The sequence below is a fragment of the Alteromonas abrolhosensis genome (assembly GCF_001953635.1).
In the GTDB taxonomy this organism is placed as follows: Bacteria; Pseudomonadota; Gammaproteobacteria; order Enterobacterales; family Alteromonadaceae; genus Alteromonas; species Alteromonas abrolhosensis.
In genome coordinates this window covers 179,867-203,360 of the sequence record NZ_MEJH01000007.1, presented here as the reverse complement: position 1 = coordinate 203,360, position 23,494 = coordinate 179,867, and the positions used below count along the sequence as shown (strand labels likewise).

Here is a 23,494-nt window from a genome sequence, read left to right as displayed (position 1 = left end):
TTTCATGGCATTACATCCGCAGGCTGGACAGCATGCAGCAAAAGAGCAACTCATTAACGTAGCGCAGTTAGTGAGCCAATATTACAGCTTCAAACCGGATATCAATGATCCGGGTCAAGCGGTCTCTTTTGGTACCTCGGGTCACAGAGGTACAGCTTCCAACGCTACGTTTACCGACACCCATATCAGTGCAATTTGCCAAGCACTGGTAGAGTATCGTAAACAAGAAGGTATCGACGGCCCGCTATTCGTTGGTAAAGATACCCACGCGTTATCTGAGCCTGCCATGATTACCGCTATCGAAGTTTTGTGTGCAAACGGTGTCAATGTTGTTGTGCAGCGTGCGGACAATGAAAGCATGGGCTATACGCCGACACCCGTAATTTCGCGTACTATTATTCGTTACAATCGCGCTGGCAACACCGACAAGGCAGATGGTATCGTCATTACGCCTTCTCATAACCCTCCTTCAGACGGTGGATTTAAGTACAATCCGCCTCATGGTGGACCTGCCGATAGCGACGTAACCAAGCAAATTCAAGAACGCGCGAATGAACTAATTGCCGATGGCAATAAAAACGTTAAGCGCATTGATATTCGCCAAGCTACCGCACGCAAATTGGTTCGTGAAGAAGACTTCATGGAACCTTATATTGAAGACCTAGCGAACGTTATCGACATGGAAGCGATTGCAAAAGCTAACTTAAAACTAGGTACAGACCCACTCGGTGGTGCAGGTGTCGGGTATTGGTCGCGTATTGCTGAAAAGTATGGCTTGGACATTACAGTAGTTAACGACGCAGTTGACCCACAGTTCGGCTTTATGCGCCGCGACAAAGACGGCAAGCTTCGCATGGATTGTTCGTCGGCTTACGCAATGGCAGGGCTTATCGAGCTTAAAGATAATTTTGACCTTGCTTGGGGCAACGACCCTGACTTCGATCGTCACGGTATTGTTTGCAAAAGTGCCGGCTTAATGAACCCTAACCATTATTTGGCCGTGGCAATTAACTATCTGTATACCCACCGTCCAGAATGGCCTAGCGATTTAAAGATCGGTAAAACACTGGTGTCTAGCAGCATGATTGACCGCGTAGCCAACAGCCTGGGTAAACCTTTGGCTGAAATGCCAGTTGGCTTTAAATGGTTTGTTGAAGGTTTATCAAACAGCACTATTGGTTTTGCGGGTGAAGAAAGTGCAGGTGGCATCTTCCTTGAACGTAATGGAAGCACGTGGGCGACAGACAAAGACGGCTTTATTCTTTGTTTGCTGGCAGCGGAAATTCTAGCCGTTACGGGTAAAGATCCTGGCGAGCACTATAAAGCGTTAACGGAAAAGTTTGCGGCGCCGGTTTATAACCGTGTTGACGTAGCAGCAACCCTTGAGCAAAAGCACAAGCTTTCGGCGATGGATGCATCTGTCGTCACAAGTGATAAGTTGGCGGGGGAGCCTATTACTGCTGTTCAAACCCATGCACCAGGAAATAATGCAGCTATAGGTGGCGTTAAGGTTTCGACAGAAAACGGTTGGTTCGCAGCGCGTCCATCTGGCACCGAGCAAATTTATAAAATTTATGCGGAAAGCTTTAACGGTGAAAGCCACTTACAGGAATTAATCGCTGAAGCTGAAGCTTTAGTAGGAAGAATCATTAAATAAGCTCAAAAATAAACCGCTTTAAAATTGTCTTTGTAAAATAATTGTTAAAAATCGCATGAATGCATACGAATTCATGCGATTTTTTGTTATTTTAACAAAATTATTACAACATAATCGTTTAAGCACTGCTATATTGCTGTCATATTCTGAAGTTATTCTGTAATTAAATTACGTTTTCGGTGTGTATACACCACTTCTACTTAAGAGTGAGACGCAAAATGAACGCAAAAGCGACCAAGACGCAACCCTCTCCAGTGATCGATAAAGCTGCATTCAAGGCAGCGGTTATTAAACACTTACACTGCACGCTAGGCACCGACGAAAATAAAGCAAACAATCACGCGTGGTGGAAAGCAACCTGTGCAGCAATTCAAGAACAAGTGCTTGAAGGATTGCGCAAAACCCAAAAAAGTCATTACCTGAACGACACCCGTGCCGTTCATTACTTCTCTGCCGAATTCCTAATGGGGCGTCTACTTTCAAACAACCTGCAAAACTTTGGCTTGTTCGATGTAGCGAGTGGGGCGCTAAAAGAGTTGGGTGTTGAGATTTCAGACATTCTTGAAGAAGAGCCTGATATGGCGCTTGGGAATGGCGGTCTTGGTCGACTAGCGGCTTGCTTCATCGACTCACTAGCAACCATGGAATTACCTGCCATAGGTTATGGTATTCACTACGAGCACGGCTTGTTCCGTCAGGAAATTAAGAGTGGTGCGCAAATCGAGCGTCCAGACAGCTGGCGTGACTACGGTAATCCATGGGAAATTTGCCGCCCAGAATCAATTCAAGAAGTATCGCTTTACGGCTATGTAGAGACTAAATACGGCGACAACGGACGTGTTCTTAAAGAGTGGCATCCAGGTTCAATTGTAAAAGGTGTGCCATGGGATATTCCTGTTGTAGGTTATGAAGGTAAAACCGTAAACGTATTGCGGTTGTGGCAGTCAGAAGCGTCTGACTACTTCAACTGGGACGTATTCAATGCGGGTGGTTACGTTGATGCACAGCGCGAAAACGTTCAGGCCGAGACCATTTCAAAAGTACTTTATCCAAACGATGAAACCGAAGCGGGTAAAGAGCTGCGTCTTATTCAGCAGTACTTCTTCTGCTCGTGCTCGCTTAAAGACATTATCCGCCGTTACAAGCGTGCTCATGGCGACGATTGGAGCCGCTTTGCAGATCAGGTTGTTATTCAGCTTAACGACACGCACCCAGCTATCTCTATTCCTGAGCTAATGCGCATTCTTGTAGACCGCGCAGAGCTTGGTTGGGATGAAGCGTGGGGCATTTGTACGAAAGTATTTGCCTATACTAACCATACCCTGCTGCCAGAGGCACTTGAGAAGTGGCCTGCGCGCATGATTGAAAAGATCCTTCCTCGTCACTTGGAAATCATTTATGAGATTAACCACCGCTTTATGGCAGAGGTTGATAAGAAGTGGCCTGGCGACAATGCTATGAAAGCTAAGCTTTCAATCATTGAAGAAGGTAACGAGAAGATGGTTCGTATGGGCCACCTGTCAGTAATCGGCTCATTTGCCGTTAACGGTGTGGCAGAAATGCACTCTCGTCTTGTTAAGTCGTCTCTGTTCCCAGAGTTCGATGAACTATACCCAGGTAAGCTAACTAACGTAACCAACGGTATTACACCACGCCGCTGGTTGAAAGCGTGTAACCCAGCGCTGTCTAAGCTAATCGATAAAAAGATTGGAGAAGACTGGCCGCGCGACTTAGACAAATTGCAAGGGTTGGCTAAATTTGCAAGCAATAAAACGTTCCAGAAGCAATTCATGAAAGTGAAGCTTGAGAATAAAGAGTTGCTAGCAGATGAAATTCGCAAGTCACTTGATATTGAAGTAGACGTTAACGCTATTTTCGACGTGCAGATTAAGCGTTTGCACGAGTACAAGCGTCAACACTTAGCGCTTCTGAATATTATGGCGTTGTATCGTCGTATTCTTGAAAACCCTGATTACGATATGCACCCGCGTGTGTTTATATTTGGTGCAAAAGCAGCGCCTGGCTATAAGCTTGCGAAAGACATTATTTACGCGATTAACAAGGTAGCGGATAAAATCAACAACGATCCGCGTGTAAATAACAAGATTAAAGTTGCTTTCTTACCAAACTACCGCGTGTCACTGGCTGAGAAAATGATCCCAGCAGCTGACGTATCTGAACAAATCAGTACGGCAGGTAAAGAAGCATCAGGAACCGGTAATATGAAGCTTGCACTTAACGGTGCGGTAACTATCGGTACACTTGATGGTGCGAACGTAGAGATTGCGGAAGAAGTGGGCGATGACAACATCTTTATTTTCGGTCTTACCGTGGAAGAAGTGAATGAGCTGAAAGCGAATGGCTACAACCCATATGACTACTACTACAAAGATCCCGAAATTAAAGCCGTGTTGGATTGGTTAGAAACGGATTACTTCACACCAGGTAAGCCGGGTGCATTGGTATCAATTAAGCAAAGCTTGCTTGATAACGGCGACCCTTACATGGTGCTAGCAGATTTCCGCGCTTATTCTGATGCACAAATTGCAGTTGATGCCGCATATCGCGACAAAGAGCGCTGGGCGGAGATGGCTATCATCAATACAGCGAAAATGGGCAAATTTACCTCAGATCGTTCAATTCGTGACTATGTAGAGCGCGTTTGGAAACTTTCACCGTGTAAGATTGAAAGCTAATCGCGAAAGCTAAACGAAAGAACCCGGCAGTGTTACACTTGCCGGGTTTTTTATTACCTTCATTTATTAAGCTCGAAACGCTTGTTGTTTGCAATGAAAGGGAGGAATTCAGGTTTAGCTTTATTCATTTCCTCTAACCAATCATTGTTTTAGCCATGTTTCTGGCCAATATCAAAGCAATGTTGTACAAAAGTATAAGACGGTATACAAAATAATACGCTACTGTCGTTGCGCCTTTCGCATCGCCATGGTTTTATATCACTAGTTGTTTTTAGTACCTCGAAGCGTAAAGCTCAAGGAAAACATCATGAGCCAACACACATCACTGGCAACCATCCCCAATCGCTATGCGTTTATCGATAGCATCTCAAAGCAAGCGTCTCGCAGCGCTTCTATCTCATTAATGTTGGTTGATGTGGTGCGTTTTTCTGATGTGACTACTAGCTTAGGCATTCACATTGGCGACCGCTTCCTACTTGAAATAGCCAACCGCATTCAACTTCTCTTTGGGCAATCGGTATCAATTGGGCGTATTAGCGGTGATGTTTTCGGCATTGTTTTTCCTAATGAAAGCAATGAAGTTGTAATGCGACAGATGTTCGAACGCTTAGTCGAGCATTTCAAAACGCCTATGCACTATGACGGCACGGCTTTTATTGCAGACTTTAACGTTGGCGTGGTATGCAGTATTAAGCGTGATTTTGATATCACTTCCTTCGTGTCTCGAGCAGAGACAGCACTGAAACAGGCGAAAGAGAACAAATACGAAAATTACTTTGCACTGACTAAATCGGACAAAACCGATACTGGGAGAAGTTTAGCGCTCAAAGCAGATTTAAAGCGCGCTTTAGCACAAAATGAACTTGAGCTTTACTACCAACCGAAAGTTGATCTAACTTCGCTAAAGGTCGTGGGTGCAGAGTGTCTGCTACGCTGGAATCACCCTCTTGATGGCGTATTATTTCCCGGCCCCCTTATTGAAGCGGCTGAATCGTATAATATGATGAGTGAGCTGGGCTATTGGACACTGGAGCAAGCATTCAAAGCGTTGGCTGAATTAGACGTACTGAGAATTCCCATTGTTTTGTCTGTTAACATTTCACCGACTCAGCTTTACGACAACCAATTAGTGCCTACACTGACTATGTTGAGCCAGTCTTACGCAATGCCTTTGTCACTCATTGAGTTAGAGCTTACTGAAGATGTGGCTTTATCAAATTCACTCATGGTGAAAAAGCAGTTAGATGAGTTACGTAGTTTGGGCGTGTCTATTTCTGTGGATGATTTTGGAAAAGGTTATTCTAACCTTGCTTACATCCGAGATTTAGATCTTGATGCCCTAAAAATAGATAAATCATTTGTCATGGAGCTTGAAGCACACCCTGTTAATCGCGCCATTATCGAAGCGGCGAAAGTTATTGGTCATGCTAAGGGTTGCTGTGTAGTTGCGGAGGGGATAGAGACAATAGAGCAACTGCACATATTACGTGATGTCGGCGTTTCTCAAGGTCAGGGTTATTTATTTTCTCGTGCCATTCCTTTTAACGACTTCGTTCAACTAACCCAACGGGAAATAATTGTTGGTAACTCGCCAAGGCGCGCACAAGCATAGTAAGTTCGAAAAGCTAACTACATTTCCTCCTGACACCCGCACATCTTTTACCTTATCAGAAAGCAAAGCCATTGGTGAGCCGTACCTGTTTAGCTTGTTTAATACCTGCCGGTAAACCGTGTACTGCGTTGCTTTATGCTTACAGCCTCTACTAATAAAAAGGTGGGAACAGGTGATTTTGAAGGCCTGTCTGGGTACACTGGAAATATTCTAGATTAGACAAAGTTTAAAAAGCTCACACCTATGCAAGAACTTATCGAAAGCGGCCAATTTTTAACACTTTCTCGCCGCAACCCTGCATTATTTGAACGTGCTCAACAATTTACTTTAGCTAATGGCACACGAGTTGATATTTCAGCCCCTGGCATCATTAGCTTTACTGTACCTGCGACTTCTCAGCAAACGAAGCGCATTATTTTGTCATGTGGTGTACACGGTAACGAGACCGCACCCATAGAAATTTGCGACGACCTGGTAAAGGGCATTCTTACCGGCGCACTAACGCTCGCGCACGACGTACTCTTTTTATTTGGCAACTTACCCGCCATGGATATCGCAGAGCGTTTTGTTGAAGAAAACATGAACCGTTTGTTTAGCGGTGCCCATTCTAAAGGCAAGGGTTTGGTTAACGCTGAGCGCGTGCGAGCCAAGCAGTTAGAAGAGGCCGTAGCGTCTTTCTTTGAAGCAGGTAAGGGCACTCGATATCACTACGACCTTCACACAGCTATTCGTGCCTCAAAGAATGAAAAGTTTGCTGTCTATCCTTATCTTCACGAAAGAGTGCACAGTAAGGGGCAGCTTGCATTTCTTGCTGCTTGTGGAGTTAAAACCATACTTTTATCAGAAAGCTCGACAACCACGTTCAGCTATTTCTCGTCGTATCAATTCAATGCACATGCATTTACCGTTGAACTAGGCAAGGTACGTCCTTTTGGGCAAAATGATATGAGCCGTTTCGAAGATGCTAGGAAAGCAATTACTCAGCTCATTACCCAGGCCGAGTACGCGCCAACCGTCGATATGAATGAGTTGGATATCTATCGCGTTAACCAAGTCATTAATCGAAATGAAGAGCAGTTTACGCTTCATTTTGATGACGATACTCCCAACTTCACTGACTACCCTAAGGGCACTGTGCTGGCATCAGAACAGGGTAAAGAGTACGTAGCTGAGCAAGACGGTGAAGCCATAGTTTTCCCAAATGCTAAGGTTGCAATTGGGCAGCGCGCTCTGTTAACCGTTGTCCCTACCACGCTGGAAAAACTAGATGTTTAAACTTGATAGCCGTTTACACAATGATACATTTTTTGTCTGTGATCTCTCGCTGTGTCGTGTACTGTTAATGAACGATAGTCAATTTCCTTGGCTCATTTTAGTGCCAATGAAAAACGACATTGCGGAAATTATCGACTTGTCAGAACAAGAACAAGTTACTTTGCTTCAGGAGTCTGCGCTGGCTTCAAAAGCGTTACAGGCTTTGTTTTCACCGCTAAAACTTAATGTAGCAGCACTTGGCAATGTGGTAAGACAGCTTCACGTTCATCATGTTGCACGTTTTGACAACGACTGTGCATGGCCGAAGCCAGTGTGGGGCAATCAGCCCACTGTTGCGTATGACCCTGACAAAGCGAAGGCACTTGTCGAGATGCTGAAACAGTGGTTTAACGACAACACTTAAAGGGTGTATGCCCTAAAAAAAACGGTAAATAGACAGTTCACTTAAAAGGAGTTACGCATGATTGTTTCAACTACGCCGACATTAGAAGGGCACAAAATAGAAGCTTACTACGGCATTGTCGTAGGCGAGGCCGTGATGGGCGCAAACGTATTTAAAGATCTTTTCGCTTCTATTCGCGACATCGTGGGTGGTCGTTCTGGGTCGTATGAAGAAGAACTAACCACTGCACGAAAGTTAGCGTTTACTGAGTTAGAGCACGAGGCGAGAAGCATGGGTGCAAATGCCGTGGTTGGCATTGACCTAGATTACCAGGTGATTGGCGATAAGGGCAGTATGCTTATGGTGAGCATCAGCGGTACAGCAGTGAAAACAACCCCTTTATAAAATCAAAAAGCTCGCACACCTTAAGGTATGCAATTACCTACTTGATCGAAGCGAGGTGTTCGCCAGTTGTTCATAACTACGGCAGCACCTCGCTTTTTCGTTTCTATCTACCCTCAAAAGTTCAAACTAAGGAAATGTAATGCTAAGAAAATGGATGTTTGTCCTACTCGCCGCATGCTCCTGTCAGCTATTTGCGCAGGACGCACTGAAATATCAAAAGCCGTCTAAAGAAATTCTCGATTTGGTTGACGTTACGCTAGCTCCAGCGACACTGGTAGATGATGCACAACAGAATATGGTGCTGTTGTTTCGCGACAACTATAAGTCGATAGAGGATTTATCTAAAGAAGAGCTTCGCTTAGCTGGACTAAGAATTGACCCCACTACCAATATTGGAAGCCGCGTAACGTATTACAACAATCTTCAGGTTCAACGGGTAGGTAGTAAAGATAGCCTTACTATTAAAGGTATGCCAGAAACGCCTCGTTTAACCAATTTTACTTGGTCTCCTAACCAGCGCTACATGGCATTCACTCATACAGCAAAGAAAGGCGTTGAACTTTGGGTGCTTGATATTGAAGCAGCAACTGCCGGAAAGGTCTTTGACAAACCTATCAACGCAAATATGAGCGATACGTTGAATTGGAATGCGGACAGTCGCTCTCTTTTGGTTAAAGTGGTACCGAAAGACAGAAAAGCGTTAATTGATACCAGTGTTGCCGTGCCAAGCGGCCCAACGATTTCAGTGAGTGACGGCAAAAAAGCACAAAACCGCACCTACCAAGACTTACTTAAAAACAAAAACGACGAGTTTAATTTTGAGCAACTAGCGCGGTCTGAAATTTATAAGGTTCCACTGAAAGGCAAGGCTTCGCCTTGGCTTGCATCAGGTATGTATGGCGATGTTAGCGTTTCTCCTGCCGGCGACTATGTGATGGTCGAGGAATACAAAGCACCTTTTTCTTACTTGGTGACCTATCAGCGCTTTGGGCACAGCATTAACTTATACGATAAAAAAGGCAAGCTAGTAAAAACGCTCGCAGACGTTCCGCTTATTGAAGACCTACCACAAGGTTTTATGGCTGTTCGAACGGGTCCTCGCGATGTTCAATGGCGCAACGACAAACCCAACACGATTGTGTATGCCGAAGCGCTTGATGGGGGCGACCCAGAAGTTGAGGTGACGCACCGCGATAAACTTATGCAGCTGGAAGCACCGTTTAACGGTGAAGCAGAGCAAATTCTTAAAACAGAAGACAGGTTCTACCGCTTCATTTGGAATAACGATAGCGTTGCCATCGCCATGGATTATTGGTGGAATACACGCAATATTAAAACGTACTTGTTTAGCCCAGACCAAAGTCAGTCTGAGCAAATTATTTCAAATCGAAGCTATCAAGATAAATACAGCGACCCTGGCAACTTTGTTACCCGTAAAAATGGCTATTTTAAAGATGTGCTAGCAGTAGAAGGAAATAATGCGTTTTTGTTAGGAGATGGGTTTACACCTGAAGGACAGTTCCCATTCCTGGATAAGTTAGATTTAGAAACCCTTGAAACATCGCGCGTATATAAAAGCGCGTACACAGACAAATTTGAGGACTTGCGTGATTTCAATATGAAAAACGATCGCTTGTTGGTAAGAATTGAGTCTAAGCGTGACTACCCTAATTACTATTTCCGCAATTTAAAAAACAATACGTTGACGCAATTAACACACTTTGAAAACCCGTTTGAAAGCATTCAAAACGTTAAAAAAGAAGTGATTACGTACAAGCGTAACGATGGATTGGACTTAACGGGCACTTTGTATTTGCCAACAGATTATGAGCAAGGCAAGCGCTATCCTATGATCTTATGGGCTTATCCAGAAGAATTTAAGGACAAGTCAAGCGCAGGTCAAAACACGCAAAACCCCAATCGATTTATTTACCCGTGGTACGGTTCACCTATTTATTGGGTTACCAAGGGCTACGTTGTATTGGACGATGCTTCATTCCCTATCGTAGGGGAGGGTGATGAAGAACCAAACGATACCTTTAGGCCGCAGCTCGTTGCCAACGCAAAAGCGGCGATAGATGCACTTGACCAAAAAGGAATTATTGATCCAGCGCGTGTTGCAGTGGGCGGGCATAGTTACGGTGCGTTTATGGTGGCAAACCTGTTGTCGCACTCTGACTTATTTGCCGCAGGGATTGCACGTTCTGGTGCTTACAACCGCACACTCACACCATTTGGTTTTCAGTCGGAGGAGCGCCATTACTGGGATGCACCAGAGGTGTATTACACCATGTCGCCATTTATGCATGCTGAAAAAATGAAAACCCCGCTTTTACTTATTCATGGTGAGGCTGACAATAATTCCGGTACATACCCAATGCAAAGTGAGCGTTATTTTAACGCGCTTAAAGGCTTAGGCGCGGTGACACGTTTAGTTATGTTGCCTAAAGAGAGTCATGGATATCGTGCCAAGGAAAGTGTTTTGCACACGCTTTGGGAACAAGATCAGTGGCTTGAAAAGTATGTGAAAAACAAAGGCGCTACACAATCACAGTAGCGTGTTGTTCGAGTTGCTAACAAGACTAAAAAGGTGGCAAAGGCCACCTTTTTCTTTTGCTGTAAAGCGCAGCTTTATTTGGCCGTATTTTCTATTGGCCGCTCTTCAACGGCATCAGCATCAATGGCAATCGTATCTACGATTACTGCGCATGCGGCATCACCGGTAATATTTAGCGCGGTGCGGATCATGTCGAAAATTCTGTCCAAGGCAAATAGCAGGGGTAAACCTTCAATGGGAATGCCGGCAGCAAGCAACACCGCAACGACTAAGAATGACGGGCCGGGAACCCCTGCTTGGCCTACAGCGCCAAGAGTCGAAGTTAGGATAATGGCGATATACGCACCCATTGATAAATCTATATTGAAAAGCTGCGCAAAAAACACCGCCACCAAGCCATAATAAATGGCATTTCCACTCATATTAATAGTGGCACCTAACGGCAGTACAAACGATGCCGTTGCATTTCTAACACCTAACTCGTTCTCTACTGTATTCATAGTAACTGGTAGCGTAGCCATTGAGGACGCGGTTGACAGTGCTACCGCTTGCGGCTTTTTCATCGCAACCAAAAAAGATTTCGCCGAAGTTTTTGTGAATAGCTGGACTAGTAAAGGGTAGACCACGAAACCAAACACCAATATTGCCGCAGTGAACACTAAGAAAAGCTTGAATACCACCATAAGCGCCGAAAAACCGAAAGTGCCAACGGCTTCTGCCATTAAACCAAATACGCCGATAGGCGCGATTTTCATCACACAGTTGATCATCCAAACCATGGCATCAACGATAGTGTTCACACCATTTAAAATAGGCTCGCGGCTCTTTTTAGGCTGTTTAGAAAGGGCGAGGCCGAAGAACAAACAAAACACCAAAATTTGAAGAATATTAGCGTTAGTTAACGACGCAAACACATTGGTTGGGATCATGCCCGTAACGGTGGCCCAAAACGAGGGGAGCTCCCCTTTCGATGCGTACTCACCGGAGAACATTCCTTCTACCGATGATACGTCGATACCAATACCTGGCTTAAACACTTCCCCCATAATGAGTGCAAGCGCGACAGCAAGTGCCGACGTGAAAGCAAAATAGGCTAGGGTAGATAGCCCCACCTTACCCGCATTGGTGCTGTTGCCAAGCCCTGCTGCGCCAGAAATAAGCGCCACGGCTACCAAAGGAATAACCAGCATTTTTATTAGATTGATAAAAATGGCGCCTAGAGGCGCGAACATATCAGCACTTTCGCCCATAAAGGCGCCAACGGTAGTACCAATGATCATTGCAATAACGACTTGTACGCCGATATTACCTAATAAGGATTGTTTTTTAGACACGTCTAGAACCTCTTAGAGTGTGTATAGCTGTGAGAAGTGGATGAAGATAGTTTACTTAATAGGCCTGATATAAAGCACTTACGTGAATATAAATATTGGATGTGCGCGTTTGATTATAGAGCCTGGCTCAAACGCACTATTCCAAAGCCTTCACCACTATATGGGAGAAGGGCTACTTTACGGGTTTATCACTGTTATCGCTGTCTTTTCCTCTACTTGGCTGATCAGCATTGTTTTCTTCGCCGTCATCATAGGGCTTAGATGGAGTCGGAAATTTAAACCTAGCACTGTATTTAAGAAGGGTGATATTTCCAATCACAACCCCCAATACTAAAACAATAATGATAATGACCCAGGTAGTACTCATGTAATTTCCGTAGGCTAACGCCCTTTATTCAAAACGTACCGATTATACAAGCTTGGCAGCTGAGGCAAAATACAAGTTTTGCCTTCTATGCGGCTTTGTTCAATGGCGGTTGTAAAACCATTCAGGTTTCTAGCGTTTTCAAAGATACTGGCTGTACTTCTAAAGCTTAAATGCCAAGGCTCAACTGCCACACCACCAGTATTCAATGAAAACGGGCGATAAAAGCCAAACTGCTCCATATTGTCAGCTAGCCAACAGGAAAGAGCGTGGCACGGTCCGCCAGACAGATATTCGCGTTCGACAAGATTAAACTTGCCCCCCCAGTTATGCACGGCAGCTCTGTCGTACACGTCGATGTCAGTGCCCCAGTGGTGGCGACTGCCGCCGGGAAGTGCTGACCATGTCAAAATAGCATGAAGCTTTTCATTATCGCTTAGTGCCTCAAATGGCAGTTCATCACCGTTAGTATCAAGAAGCTGTGCTTGACCTGCCCATTTGCGGTTAAAAATAGCAGTTTGTCTGTCGAAATCTCGAAAGCTACTGACTAATTGCAAGTCTACACCATCTTTTTGTGCAGCATCTTGCATAGCAAGAAACGGCGATATCACGTCGCGATGCAGTCTATGGCCGTTGCCAGCATCAACGAGATAGTCGTTTTGCTGGCCTAGCCACGCTTGTTCTGGCACTTGATTCATAACCTTTGGTTGAGTCTATTTGGCCAGCAAGCGTTCTAATATACCGAAGTACATTTCCGCGAGCTGTTCAAGGTCAGACATCTTTACGCACTCATCAATTTTGTGAATGGTGGCGTTTACTGGGCCTAGCTCTATAACCTGAGCACCAGTAGGTGCAATAAAGCGGCCGTCTGATGTACCGCCAGCAGTAGAGAGAACCGTAGGCGTACCTTTAACTGCCTCTATGGCGCCTTGCGTGGCTTCTAGTAACGCTCCGGTATCGGTCAAAAACGGCTGACCGTTAAATGTCCATTTAACCTCATACTTTAGCTCATGGGCATCTAAAATTGCCGTGACTCGTTCAATAAGAATCTGGTCGGTTACTTCGGTTGAAAAGCGGAAGTTAAAGCAAACGTGTAATTCACCCGGGATCACGTTGCCCGCACCTGTACCCGCGTGAATATTCGATATCTGGAAACTAGTGGGTGGGAAGAAGTCATTACCGTTATCCCAGTGAGATTTAGCCAACTCATCAAGGGCGGCCATCGCGCTATGCACTGGGTTTCTGGCTAAGTGAGGGTAGGCAACATGGCCTTGAATACCTTTTACGATTAAATCACCCGTTAGTGAACCTCTGCGGCCATTTTTTACAATATCTCCCACTTCGTCAGTTGAAGAGGGCTCGCCAACAATACACCAATCAATTTTTTCATTGCGGGCTTCAAGGGTATCAATAACGCGGGTGGTACCGTTTATAAACGGACCTTCTTCGTCGCTGGTAATAAGGTAGGCAATGCTTCCTTTGTGGTCAGGGTATTTGTTCACAAATTCGCGGGTGGCCACTAGCATAGCGGCTAAACTGCCTTTCATGTCAGCCGCGCCGCGCCCATGCAGATAGCCGTCAACTTCTGTGGCGGTAAATGGCGGTGTTTTCCACGCAGACTCTGGTCCGCTGGGTACTACATCAGTATGGCCTGCAAAACAAAATACCGGCCCTTCTTTACCCCGACGAGACCAAAGGTTGGTCGTGTCTTCAAACACCATGGTTTCATTAGCAAACCCCAGCGCACCCAAAAACTCGCCCATGGCTTCTTGGCAACCTGCGTCTTCTGGCGTTACAGAACGGCGGTTTATCAATTCTTTCGCAATTTCAATAACAGAGTCGTTTAACAAAATATTTCCTCATACTGCGCGGGTTTGAAGCCAATATAAAACGCGTTGTCATGAACAAGGATAGGGCGTTTAACCATGGCAGGATGAAGCTCTAGTAGGGCCAGTGCTTTATCTTTATCTAGATTCGCTTTCTCTTGTTCTTCTAGCTGACGAAAGGTTGTTCCGCGTTTGTTTAGCATCGCTTCCCAGCCAAGTTCTGCTTCGGCACGCACAAGAAAATCGTTATCGATCCCGTCTTTGCGATAATCGTGGAAGGTGAAGGTGACATTGTTATCGCTTAGCCACTTCTTTGCTTTTTTTATCGTGTCACAGTTGGGGATCCCATAAAGGATTGTGCTCATGGTGATTTCTTCCGTACTACTTTGTTGTTTGTGAATGAACGACGCTGTTTAAACCAACGTCTTTATATGGCGCTATTATGGCGAGCTATCGAAAATAGAAAAAACGCTATAGCCCAAAAACAGTGCGCCTGTACTTTCCGCTTTTCAATGTGGTTACATCATACAAGCTGTTGATACGTTGATAAACTTACTTACGATGATTTTTGAAAGCAACGCCTTTTGAAAAGCGCCATACAAAGCCCGAAAAAGAGAGCATTAAAGATAAAGCGTTAACAGTGTATCTTCGCCAGCTTCTACGAACTTTTGGTGTGTGGGTAATACGCCTATAAGTGCTTGTGCATTAAGCAATGTTAGTGTGCAGGTATTGCTAACCCCGCGCTGTTTCAGCCATGCAGCATTTACGGTAAAAAGTACCTGTTTAGCTTTTATGGCGTCGCCACGTTTAAGTGAACACATAAATTGGGCGCCATGAAGGTGGCTTGTATCACCGCCATATTTAATTTTGCACTTAAGACCTGCGCTAGACTGTATGTCTATAGAATAGTCTAGCGGTGAAACGCTTAATACCTTACCAGCAAATGGCGAAACCACACTATTTGACGTAGAGCTAATTGCCGCTCCCGGACCCATGAGCCCGTTTTTAAAAAAGGGCTCATCAATGGTTGAGAGTGAAATTACTTGCCCTGAAAATGGACTTAATGTCGCAAATTGCTTAGTAAAAGAGTCTGGTGCGTATTGCAGTTGTTTAGCGTTCACAGTTTAAACGTCCTCGCTTACCGAGTAGCCAGCTTTCTTCAGTGCATTAACCGCATCTTTTAACTTGTTATTTTTCACTAAGAAGAAGTCGGTATCGAAAGTTGAGACAACGAAAATTGCAACTTTTGCTGATGCCAATACTTGGCCTATTTGCGCCATGATCCCAACCATGGACAAATGTAATGGACCTAACAGCTCAAGTGCTCGCCAACCTTCATCACTATCCAGTGACGGTACATCTACCGAATCTGGCACAACAATAGATAATTCATCTTCTGTTTTACCTAGGAAAAAGAGGGGGCTATTGAGTACAGGTGCAGGGATGTCGCTCTCAGGATCCAAGCTGTGAATTGTAAATAAAGATTCTCTGACTAAAAGTGTTTGTTTGGGCATGAGAAACCGAAAAAAAGATAACGTCGAAGATATTCACATTAAACCACTAACTGTGATTAAGTGCTACGTGTTATCCACTTAATCTGTGGATAAGTTTGTTGAGTAGTTTGGGGCTTTGTTGTAACTTATTGATATTAAATGAATAAATAAACTGTACAAACAATGCTCAGTGGATAACATTCTCTATTTTGCAAGCATTTTCCACAGGCCATGTCTACAACTAAAATAAAAAATGTTTACTAATTTTGCAATTTCTTAGCTTGACAATAGATGCCTTTTAAAGAAATTCGCCATCGACAAAAAGCTAAATTGCGCAAGATCCTGCCTATGAAAACTTTGAGTTTTTGCTTCACAAGTAAATTACTAGTTAACAAAGCTTTATTAAGGTGGCACAGTCGGTAATGCAATCGTGTATCAACAAACCTTAGCCTCTGATGGCGAAGATCAACAGCCCTTAAATACTACAAGAAAAAAGGAAAGACTATGTCAGATTCTTCATGGTGCGACATTACAACGGAAAATGCAGAGGAACTCGTCAACTTTTATCAGTCAGTAATGGGCTGGAAAAAGGAAGCAATAGACATGGGCGGTTATAACGATTACGTAGTGATGAAAAGCGATGGTACGCCTATAGGTGGCATTTGTCATAAGCGCGGTGTCAATGCTCAGTATCCGGGTGGGTGGATAAACTATTTTACTGTAGATAGCCTAGAGGCTGCGTTAAAAGCAGTTGTAGAGAAAGGTGGTAAGCAGGCGGGAGAAATACGCCATCACGGAAACGACAGCTTCTGTGTAATTATTGATCCCAGTGGTGCAGCGTGTGCGCTATACGAAAAAGGCAAGAGCTAAGCCGAGAAGCAAGTGTTTTAGCCATAAAAAAAGGCAGCATGTATTAAATACTTGCTGCCTTAGTTTCGTATTCGCTATCGAATTACTTGTTTAACACGCCACGATTTACCTGGTCGCGTTCAATCGACTCAAATAGTGCCTTGAAGTTACCCTCACCGAATCCTTCATCTTGTTTGCGTTGAATAAATTCAAAGAATACAGGGCCGAAAACTGTCTCTGAAAAAATCTGAAGCAATAGACGAGGTTCACCATTCTCTGTAGTGCCATCCAATAGAATACCGCGCTTTTGCAGTTCATCTACATTTTCACCGTGTCCCGGAAGACGCTCTTCAAGCATATCGTAATACGTATTTGGTGGGGGCGTCATAAACTTCATACCCTTCGCCTTAAGCTTATCTAAACACGCTACTAAGTCGTCACAAGCAAATGCGATGTGCTGAATACCTTCACCGTTATACTTCATTAAGAATTCTTCGATTTGGCCACCACCGCCAACCGCTTCTTCGTTTAACGGGATACGAATTTTACCGTCTGGCGCCGTCATGGCTTTCGATAGAAGGCCGGTATATTCACCTTTGATATCGAAGTAACGGATTTCTCTGAAGTTAAATAATTTTTCGTAGAATCCTGCCCAGAAATTCATGCGTCCACGATATACATTATGAGTAAGGTGGTCGAGCGTATGGAAACCACATCCTTCAGGGTGACGATCAACGCCTTCAATCCAGTTGAAGTCGATGTCGTATATGGTGTTTTCGCCTTCATAACGGTCGATAAGATAAAGCATTGCACCACCAATACCTTTAATGGCAGGAAGTTTTAGTTCCATTGGACCGGTGTGCGTGTCCATAGGCTGTGCACCGCGAGCAAGTACTTCCTTATAGGCATGCTGCGAGTCTTTAACGCGAAACGCCATACCACACGCTGAAGGACCATGCTCTTCGGCATAGTACGCCGCGTGGCATTTCTTTTCATAGTTACTCAATAGATTGATGTCGCCCTGGCGCCATAACTCTACGTCTTTTGATTTGTGGCGAGCAACAAGAGTAAAGCCCATAGCTTCAAAAATGGGTTCCAAAATGCCTTTCTTCGGCGCAGTGAACTCTAGAAATTCAAACCCGTCCAAACCAATAGGGTTTTCAAATAAATCAGCCATAGCGATACATCCTCAACGTAAATCACATTTTATAATTGTTAGTTGATTGTAAGGGCGCAGTGAAAAATCAAGCAATAGGTGATCCGCTGAAGGATTTTAAGCATGGAAAGAGAAACTGTAACGTTTACTTTTCACTTGAGATTTTAAGGATGAGTTAGGGTAAGGAATTTACCCTAACCAATTGAAATTAAATGTTATTAAGCAAAGTCCTTGGTGCTCTGAAGTGTTCACAAATCAGTACAGGTGTCAAAATCAATATGAGTGACCGTGTTATCCCAAGTATCAGAGCTCTTACTTTTCACCATCGTAATACTTTTTAAGACCTTTCCAGCAAGCCAAATAATCTCGTTGACGAATGTCACTGTTCAAAGCAAATTCCGTTGGAGCAATGGCATAACGAGACTCGAACATGAATGCCAGCGTGTTTTCATAACGCTGCGGCGCAAGTTCTGCATTAGACGCTTTTTCAAACACTTCAGCTTCAGGCCCGTGAGGTGTCATACAGTTGTGAAGGCTCATACCTCCCGGCACGAATCCGTGTTCCTTAGCGTCATACATCCCCTCAATCAGCCCCATAAACTCGCTCATAATATTTCTGTGGTAATACGGCGGACGGAATGTATTTTCCGCTACCATCCATCTAGGAGGAAAAATTACGAAATCGACGTTTGCTGTACCCTCCAATTCAGACGGAGAGGTAAGCACCGTAAATATCGACGGATCAGGGTGGTCGAAGCTGACAGTATTCATTACATTGAAGCGTGATAAATCGTATTTATAGGGAGCAGAGTTACCTACCCAAGCCACTACATCAAAAGGCGAATGCCCAAGTTTCGCTTCAAAAAGATTGCCGCAAAATTTGTTCACCATAGTGTGTGGTGTGTCGTTGTCTTCAAACCAAGCTGTGGGGTAGCAGAAGTCACGCTGATTAGCATAACCGTTTGCGCCAACAGGTCCACGTTCTGGAAGCACGAAAGGATGGCCGTAATTTTCACAAATATATCCGCGAATTGGACCATTAATTGGATTTACAGCGAAGCGCACTCCGCGAGGAATTACAGCTATTTCACCCACCGATAGATGGAGCTTTCCAAACTCGGTAGTAATCAGCATGTCGCCAAGCTGGGGAACAAAAAGCATTTCTCCGTCTGATGAGTAGAAAACACGGTTTTGCATATTGGCATTGGCACTGTAGCAGTGGATGCCCATGCCCACTTGCGCTTTAGCGTCACCATTAGTGGCAATGGTTACAAGCGAGTCTACAAAATCTATCTCTTTTTCGGGTAGTGGGACGGGGTCCCATCTTAGTACATTGGGTGGGCAGTGAACGTCGGTTTCTGGAGCAGTTCTTACCCACCCGTTATCAATCTTTTCAAAGTCGCCCATGGCGATAGAGGGGCGCAAACGATAAGTCCAGCTACGGCGGTTCTCTGCTCGTGGCGCGGTAAATGCGGTACTGCTAAATTGTTCAGCATACAGCTTATAATTGACTTTCTGCGGGCTGAATTGGCCTTTAGGAAGCGCACCTGGCAAAGCTTCTGTTTCGTGCTCGTTATTAAAGCCTGTTAAATACGATAAGTTGTCCATTTACCCTCCGAAAGGCAGCCAGAAGTTATGGCTTAAATCCCAAACGACATTAAATTAGTTACAAATGAAACTATGTGGTTTAGGCTAGAGGTAAATGAAATGTAAATCAATGTTCGGGCTAAGCAGATAAAGTTATCGCAACATGCATTTTGGTGCGCTAACTTTACACCTCGTATCTCAATGCTTAATAACTTTCACTAAAGCAGTGGTGACTCGCGGCGGGATTATCTTTATCGCGAAAGTCAATTCTTTATGCTCGACGCGCCTTTGACTGCCACACGGCAACAAAGAGTAGAAGTTATAAGTAGGAAAGGAAAATAACGTGCAGCTAGAAGACATGCTTGCCTACAAAGTGGCCATGCTTGCAAGCGATTTAAGCGAGTCGCTATCCAAGGAATATGCGTCTTATCAACTCTCCATGCCACAGTGGCGCATATTAGCCACATTAGGCGCGTTACATGAAAATTCGCCACATTCAGCTTTAACCGCAAAAGACATCGCTGTTGCGACACGTCTTGATAAAGTACAAGTTTCACGAGCACTTGAGCGTTTAGTCAACAAAGATATTGTTCATAGGCGTGTGAGCGATAGTGATAAACGCGCTACTCTCATTTCCTTGTCTTCAGAAGGGGAGCGGATATATAGAACCCTCTTACCTAAAATAGTCCGTTGGCAGAATAAACGGTTAGAAAATATCACTGACGATGAGTATCAAATATTTCTAAAAGTGATAGACACGCTGAAGCCTTAAAATTCGGGTGAAATCGTTGTTTAATCTGGTCTGAGGAGAGCTGAGGTTCGTGCCATAAAGGTTACTTTCACGCCTTTAACTGTTAAATTCCTCCGAGTTAGTCAATTAGGGCAATTTACGTATTTGTTATTCACCGTTTGTTAGCCCTAAGTTTTGAACCATCGCTTCGAACAAGCGCTTAAATCTATACTTAAGCAAGGAAATTGAGTGGCACCCTTAGATATATATGCAGGTAAAACGGCACGGGAAACTATTATGAAAAATGGTTTCTCACCTGAGTTGTTCAGTTATTTTTTGGGCGCTTCTGGCGGTCCAAAATGGTTTTCACTGGCAGGCTTGGATCGTGTGTTATTCCCTGAATGGTTTGCCAATGTAGATCACCAAATACACGTAATTGGCTCGTCTGCTGGTGCGTTTCGAACAATTTGTGCAGTCCAAAATGACCCGCTTGCAGCGATAAACCGTTTAGCCTCTTCTTATTCAACAACCACTTATAGCAGCGACAAACCTACGCCTAGAGAAATTACTGAGAAAGCCGAAGACTTGCTCAAAGAAATGGTGGATGACGCTGGTAAACAGGAAGTGTTGTCTAACCCTCGTTTTAAAGCCCACCTGATTGTAGCTAAATGCTTAGGCGCCACCCGTTTTGAAAGTAAGTTTAGGCAGCTTTCTGGCTTGGCCATGAGTGCAGCTGCAAATACAGTCAGCAGGAAGCATCTTTCTCGATTATACACACGATATGTGTTTTCTACGCCCAACACGGAATTTCTAATAAAAGACCCATATCAACTGCCTACCCAGTATCATTCCTTAACCCAGGGTAACATTCACACGGCTTTGCTAGCGTCTGGTTCGATTCCTGTGGTTATTGAAGGTGTACAGCAAATAGAAGGTGCACCAAGTGGAATGTATCGTGACGGCGGTATTATCGACTATCATTTCGACCTATCTTTCGGGCCAGATGACGGATTAGTGTTATACCCGCATTTTTATGACAAGCCCATTCCGGGCTGGTTTGATAAAGGTTTGAAGGGAAGAGTTCCACATCGCTCAAGCTACGATAATGTTGTGATGCTGGTTCCATCAGCGTCGTTTGTGGCTAATCTTCCGTATAGTAAAATTCCCGATCGAAAAGACTTCGAAGTACTGGATGCTGATACGCGCATAAAGTATTGGCAAACTGTGCTTCAGGAAACTGATAGGTTAGGGGAATACTTTATGCGTGCGGTCAATGATGGAACGTTAGTAGACGCTATTAAGCCACTTCCATTTAAAATGATTTAATGGAGTACTGTTGACCGAGAAAGTGGCGAATTGCTGTCAAATTAAGCACTTGAATTGGCTTTTGTTAAGTTTTTCTTGCAGGCAACGCTCGTGCTAAGTATTATACGCGCCGTTGTCTGGCATTCGCCCACCTCTCAGGTGCAACAAAAATCTATATGCGTCTATAGCTCAGTTGGTTAGAGCGCTACCTTGACATGGTAGAGGTCCCCTGTTCGAATCAGGGTAGACGCACCAATTTCCTACGTAATTTCTTCTTTTTGATTCCAACTAGCGCTTTTTTGCGAAGTTTCGTTAGCTTTATCTAACATCAGCTTTTTCATTCAACGCCATATACATACCATTAGTTTATTAATGTCTGTGGTATTCGTGTTTTCGACTACACTAAAAAGAAGGTCGCAATTCTATATCTAAGCTAACCAACAACTTGGTACTTGCGGGAGTAAGATGAGCTTACAGAAATATCAAAGGCCCCCGTTATTTGAACAACATGGTTCGGCCGAAAGGCGCTTCCTACAGCTTATTAGTGCCTTACCGAAAGTATCGGTGCAAGGATATGACAAACACCGCAATGTCATTTATTGGAATCAATCAAGCGAAGAGATGTATGGCTTTAATGAATATGAAGCGATAGGTCAGAAACTTGAGGATTTAATCATCCCTTCATACATGAAAAGTGAAGTTATTCGACTGCACCAGCAATGGATTGAACAGGGTGAGTCAATTCCTTCCAACGAGCTGGTGTTAAAGAAGAAAAATGGCGACCCTATTCACGTGTTCTCATCACACGTCATGTTGAAAGAAGACACTGATTCTCCGGAAATGTATTGCGTCGATATCGACTTAAGTGAGCAGCATGCTATTCGGCAAGAACTTGAACGAATGGCCTCTACCGATTTGCTCACTGAATTGCCAAATCGCCGCTTGCTAACGCAGTTTTTAACCGACGCTATCGAACGGGCGTCTGTAGAACAAACTAGCTTTGCTCTGTTCTTTATTGACTTAGACATGTTCAAAGAAGTTAATGACACCTTAGGGCATACCTGGGGCGACGAATTACTGCGTTCAGTCTCTAAGCGTTTATCGAATTGTATTGGCGAACAAGGTCTACTGGCACGATTTGGTGGAGATGAGTTCGTTTTTGTTGCCACCCAGGCCATGTCTGAAAAAGAAAGTGCGGGTATTGCTAAAAAGCTTACTGATTGCTTTAAAGAGAGTTTCGCGCTCAGTAGTGAAAACGTGCATATCACCTCTAGTATTGGCATTTCTCTCTACCCAAAAGATGGGCGGGAAATAGACGATCTTCTAAAAAATGCCGACGTCGCTGTGTATCAAGCTAAGGCTGAGGGTCGCAATCGCTTTCACTTTTTCACTCAAGCTTTAAGCGAGCAAGTACGTCGGCAGCGCAACATTGCCGCTTACTTGCACGAGTCTTTGGTGAATGATGAGTTTGAACTCTTATACCAACCTCAATTTGATTTAATCACTGGAAAGGCAGCATCCTGTGAAGCGCTATTAAGGTGGCGTCCCAAGGATGAGGGAAGAGCCGTTCCGCCACATATTTTCATTCCCATCGCAGAACGCAGTGAGTTGATTGTTCATATTGGTAACTGGGTGTTGGAAAACGCGTGCCAGCAGGCGCAAATGTGGAAATCGCAGGGTATCGACATACGCATTGATATAAACGTGTCAGGCAAGGAACTTGAGCAGAATGATTACTTTGAACGATTAAAGGAATGTCGAGAGCGATACGGCTTGCTGCCTAAAGATATTGGGTTAGAGCTTACTGAGAACGTACTTATTAGGTCTGACAACACCATTTTAGAGAATTTAAGAACACAGCGCGATCAAGGCGTTGAAATATCTATTGATGATTTTGGTACGGGCTATTCGTCGCTAAGCTATTTAAAACAGTTTCCCGTTAGCCACTTAAAAATAGATCGCTCGTTTTTAAGAGGCGCACCGGAAAATGCGTATGACAGCGCATTAATGGAAGCGATAGTAAATGTGGGCCACAAACTCGATTTGAATATTGTTGTTGAAGGGGTGGAAACACAAAACCAATCTAATTACTGCAAAGCGCTCAATGTTGAATATGTTCAGGGCTTTCTGTATTCAAAACCCATCACCTCTGATGCCGTTGAACGCCTGATTAAAGAACAGTAAAAAGTAATTGCAAAGAAGGTGTATAAGAGTGAAGTACACCTTCCCAAACTCAAACTCAAACCTGAATATCGCTTTATTCAAT

Annotated in this window: 20 protein-coding genes and 1 tRNA gene; 12 read left to right on the top strand and 9 right to left on the bottom strand. The window is 44.2% G+C overall.

The window, feature by feature from the left end:
* Nucleotides 1–4: 4 nt before the first annotated feature.
* The 7 genes from pgm to BGK61_RS12385 all read left to right on the top strand — a co-directional run bounded on the left by pgm (nt 5) and on the right by BGK61_RS12385 (nt 10,584).
* A complete protein-coding gene (gene pgm, locus BGK61_RS12415) occupies nt 5–1,657 on the top strand; it encodes a phosphoglucomutase (alpha-D-glucose-1,6-bisphosphate-dependent) (RefSeq protein ID WP_076012473.1) in 1,653 nt (550 codons plus the stop codon).
* A gap of 218 nt (nt 1,658–1,875) precedes the next feature.
* Nucleotides 1,876–4,353: a glycogen/starch/alpha-glucan phosphorylase gene (locus tag BGK61_RS12410; RefSeq protein ID WP_076012472.1), complete on the top strand. Its 2,478-nt coding sequence runs from the start codon at nt 1,876–1,878 to the stop codon at nt 4,351–4,353.
* 307 nt (nt 4,354–4,660) lie between these two features.
* The gene (locus BGK61_RS12405; protein ID WP_076012471.1) at nt 4,661–5,965 is read left to right on the top strand and encodes a putative bifunctional diguanylate cyclase/phosphodiesterase; all 1,305 of its coding nucleotides are present in this window, start codon (nt 4,661–4,663) and stop codon (nt 5,963–5,965) included.
* A gap of 243 nt (nt 5,966–6,208) precedes the next feature.
* Complete coding sequence (gene astE / locus BGK61_RS12400; protein ID WP_076012470.1) at nt 6,209–7,240, top strand: succinylglutamate desuccinylase; 1,032 nt, start codon at nt 6,209–6,211, stop codon at nt 7,238–7,240.
* Entirely contained in the window at nt 7,233–7,643 is a 411-nt protein-coding gene (locus BGK61_RS12395; protein ID WP_076012469.1) for an HIT domain-containing protein, read from the top strand. Before astE ends, BGK61_RS12395 begins: the two co-directional genes overlap by 8 nt.
* A gap of 57 nt (nt 7,644–7,700) precedes the next feature.
* The gene (locus BGK61_RS12390; RefSeq protein ID WP_014949040.1) at nt 7,701–8,027 is read left to right on the top strand and encodes a heavy metal-binding domain-containing protein; all 327 of its coding nucleotides are present in this window, start codon (nt 7,701–7,703) and stop codon (nt 8,025–8,027) included.
* A 139-nt stretch (nt 8,028–8,166) separates the two neighbouring features.
* A complete protein-coding gene (locus BGK61_RS12385) occupies nt 8,167–10,584 on the top strand; it encodes an alpha/beta hydrolase family protein (protein ID WP_076012468.1) in 2,418 nt (805 codons plus the stop codon).
* A gap of 74 nt (nt 10,585–10,658) precedes the next feature.
* Here BGK61_RS12385 and BGK61_RS12380 read toward each other — a convergent pair whose 3' ends face one another.
* The 7 genes from BGK61_RS12380 to BGK61_RS12350 form a co-directional block, all read right to left on the bottom strand.
* Nucleotides 10,659–11,918, bottom strand: coding sequence for a dicarboxylate/amino acid:cation symporter (locus BGK61_RS12380; RefSeq protein ID WP_076012467.1), 1,260 nt, complete (start codon nt 11,916–11,918; stop codon nt 10,659–10,661).
* 172 nt (nt 11,919–12,090) lie between these two features.
* Nucleotides 12,091–12,285 carry a DUF2897 family protein gene (locus BGK61_RS12375; protein ID WP_076012466.1) on the bottom strand — a complete coding sequence of 65 codons (195 nt, stop codon included), beginning with the start codon at nt 12,283–12,285 and terminating at the stop codon, nt 12,091–12,093.
* Nucleotides 12,286–12,299: 14 nt separating this feature from the next.
* Nucleotides 12,300–12,980, bottom strand: a complete 681-nt coding sequence (locus tag BGK61_RS12370; protein WP_076012465.1) for a M15 family metallopeptidase — start codon at nt 12,978–12,980, stop codon at nt 12,300–12,302.
* Nucleotides 12,981–12,995: 15 nt separating this feature from the next.
* Complete coding sequence (gene dapE, locus BGK61_RS12365; RefSeq protein ID WP_076026084.1) at nt 12,996–14,132, bottom strand: succinyl-diaminopimelate desuccinylase; 1,137 nt, start codon at nt 14,130–14,132, stop codon at nt 12,996–12,998.
* Entirely contained in the window at nt 14,126–14,473 is a 348-nt protein-coding gene (locus BGK61_RS12360; RefSeq protein ID WP_076012278.1) for an ArsC family reductase, read from the bottom strand. Before BGK61_RS12360 ends, dapE begins: the two co-directional genes overlap by 7 nt.
* Before the next feature lie 255 nt (nt 14,474–14,728).
* Complete coding sequence (locus BGK61_RS12355; protein ID WP_076012279.1) at nt 14,729–15,229, bottom strand: PTS sugar transporter subunit IIA; 501 nt, start codon at nt 15,227–15,229, stop codon at nt 14,729–14,731.
* A gap of 3 nt (nt 15,230–15,232) precedes the next feature.
* The gene (locus tag BGK61_RS12350; protein WP_076012280.1) at nt 15,233–15,622 is read right to left on the bottom strand and encodes an ACT domain-containing protein; all 390 of its coding nucleotides are present in this window, start codon (nt 15,620–15,622) and stop codon (nt 15,233–15,235) included.
* A 483-nt stretch (nt 15,623–16,105) separates the two neighbouring features.
* Here BGK61_RS12350 and BGK61_RS12345 point away from each other — a divergent pair, with 483 nt between their 5' ends.
* Nucleotides 16,106–16,471, top strand: coding sequence for a VOC family protein (locus tag BGK61_RS12345; RefSeq protein WP_014998005.1), 366 nt, complete (start codon nt 16,106–16,108; stop codon nt 16,469–16,471).
* A gap of 82 nt (nt 16,472–16,553) precedes the next feature.
* Here BGK61_RS12345 and hppD read toward each other — a convergent pair whose 3' ends face one another.
* Nucleotides 16,554–17,627, bottom strand: coding sequence for a 4-hydroxyphenylpyruvate dioxygenase (hppD, locus tag BGK61_RS12340; protein ID WP_014998006.1), 1,074 nt, complete (start codon nt 17,625–17,627; stop codon nt 16,554–16,556).
* Nucleotides 17,628–17,918: 291 nt separating this feature from the next.
* Nucleotides 17,919–19,214 (bottom strand): homogentisate 1,2-dioxygenase, encoded by a 1,296-nt coding sequence (hmgA, locus tag BGK61_RS12335; protein WP_014998007.1) that lies wholly within the window; start codon nt 19,212–19,214, stop codon nt 17,919–17,921.
* 322 nt (nt 19,215–19,536) lie between these two features.
* Between hmgA and BGK61_RS12330 the strand changes: the two genes are divergently transcribed.
* The 4 genes from BGK61_RS12330 to BGK61_RS12315 all read left to right on the top strand — a co-directional run bounded on the left by BGK61_RS12330 (nt 19,537) and on the right by BGK61_RS12315 (nt 23,412).
* A complete protein-coding gene (locus BGK61_RS12330) occupies nt 19,537–19,965 on the top strand; it encodes a MarR family winged helix-turn-helix transcriptional regulator (RefSeq protein WP_014998008.1) in 429 nt (142 codons plus the stop codon).
* Nucleotides 19,966–20,172: 207 nt separating this feature from the next.
* On the top strand, nt 20,173–21,249 hold the full coding sequence (locus BGK61_RS12325) for a patatin-like phospholipase domain-containing protein (RefSeq protein ID WP_014998009.1): 1,077 nt from the start codon (nt 20,173–20,175) through the stop codon (nt 21,247–21,249).
* A 157-nt stretch (nt 21,250–21,406) separates the two neighbouring features.
* Nucleotides 21,407–21,483 (top strand) — tRNA-Val (locus BGK61_RS12320).
* 210 nt (nt 21,484–21,693) lie between these two features.
* Nucleotides 21,694–23,412 carry a sensor domain-containing protein gene (locus BGK61_RS12315; protein ID WP_076012281.1) on the top strand — a complete coding sequence of 573 codons (1,719 nt, stop codon included), beginning with the start codon at nt 21,694–21,696 and terminating at the stop codon, nt 23,410–23,412.
* Nucleotides 23,413–23,494 lie beyond the last annotated feature (82 nt).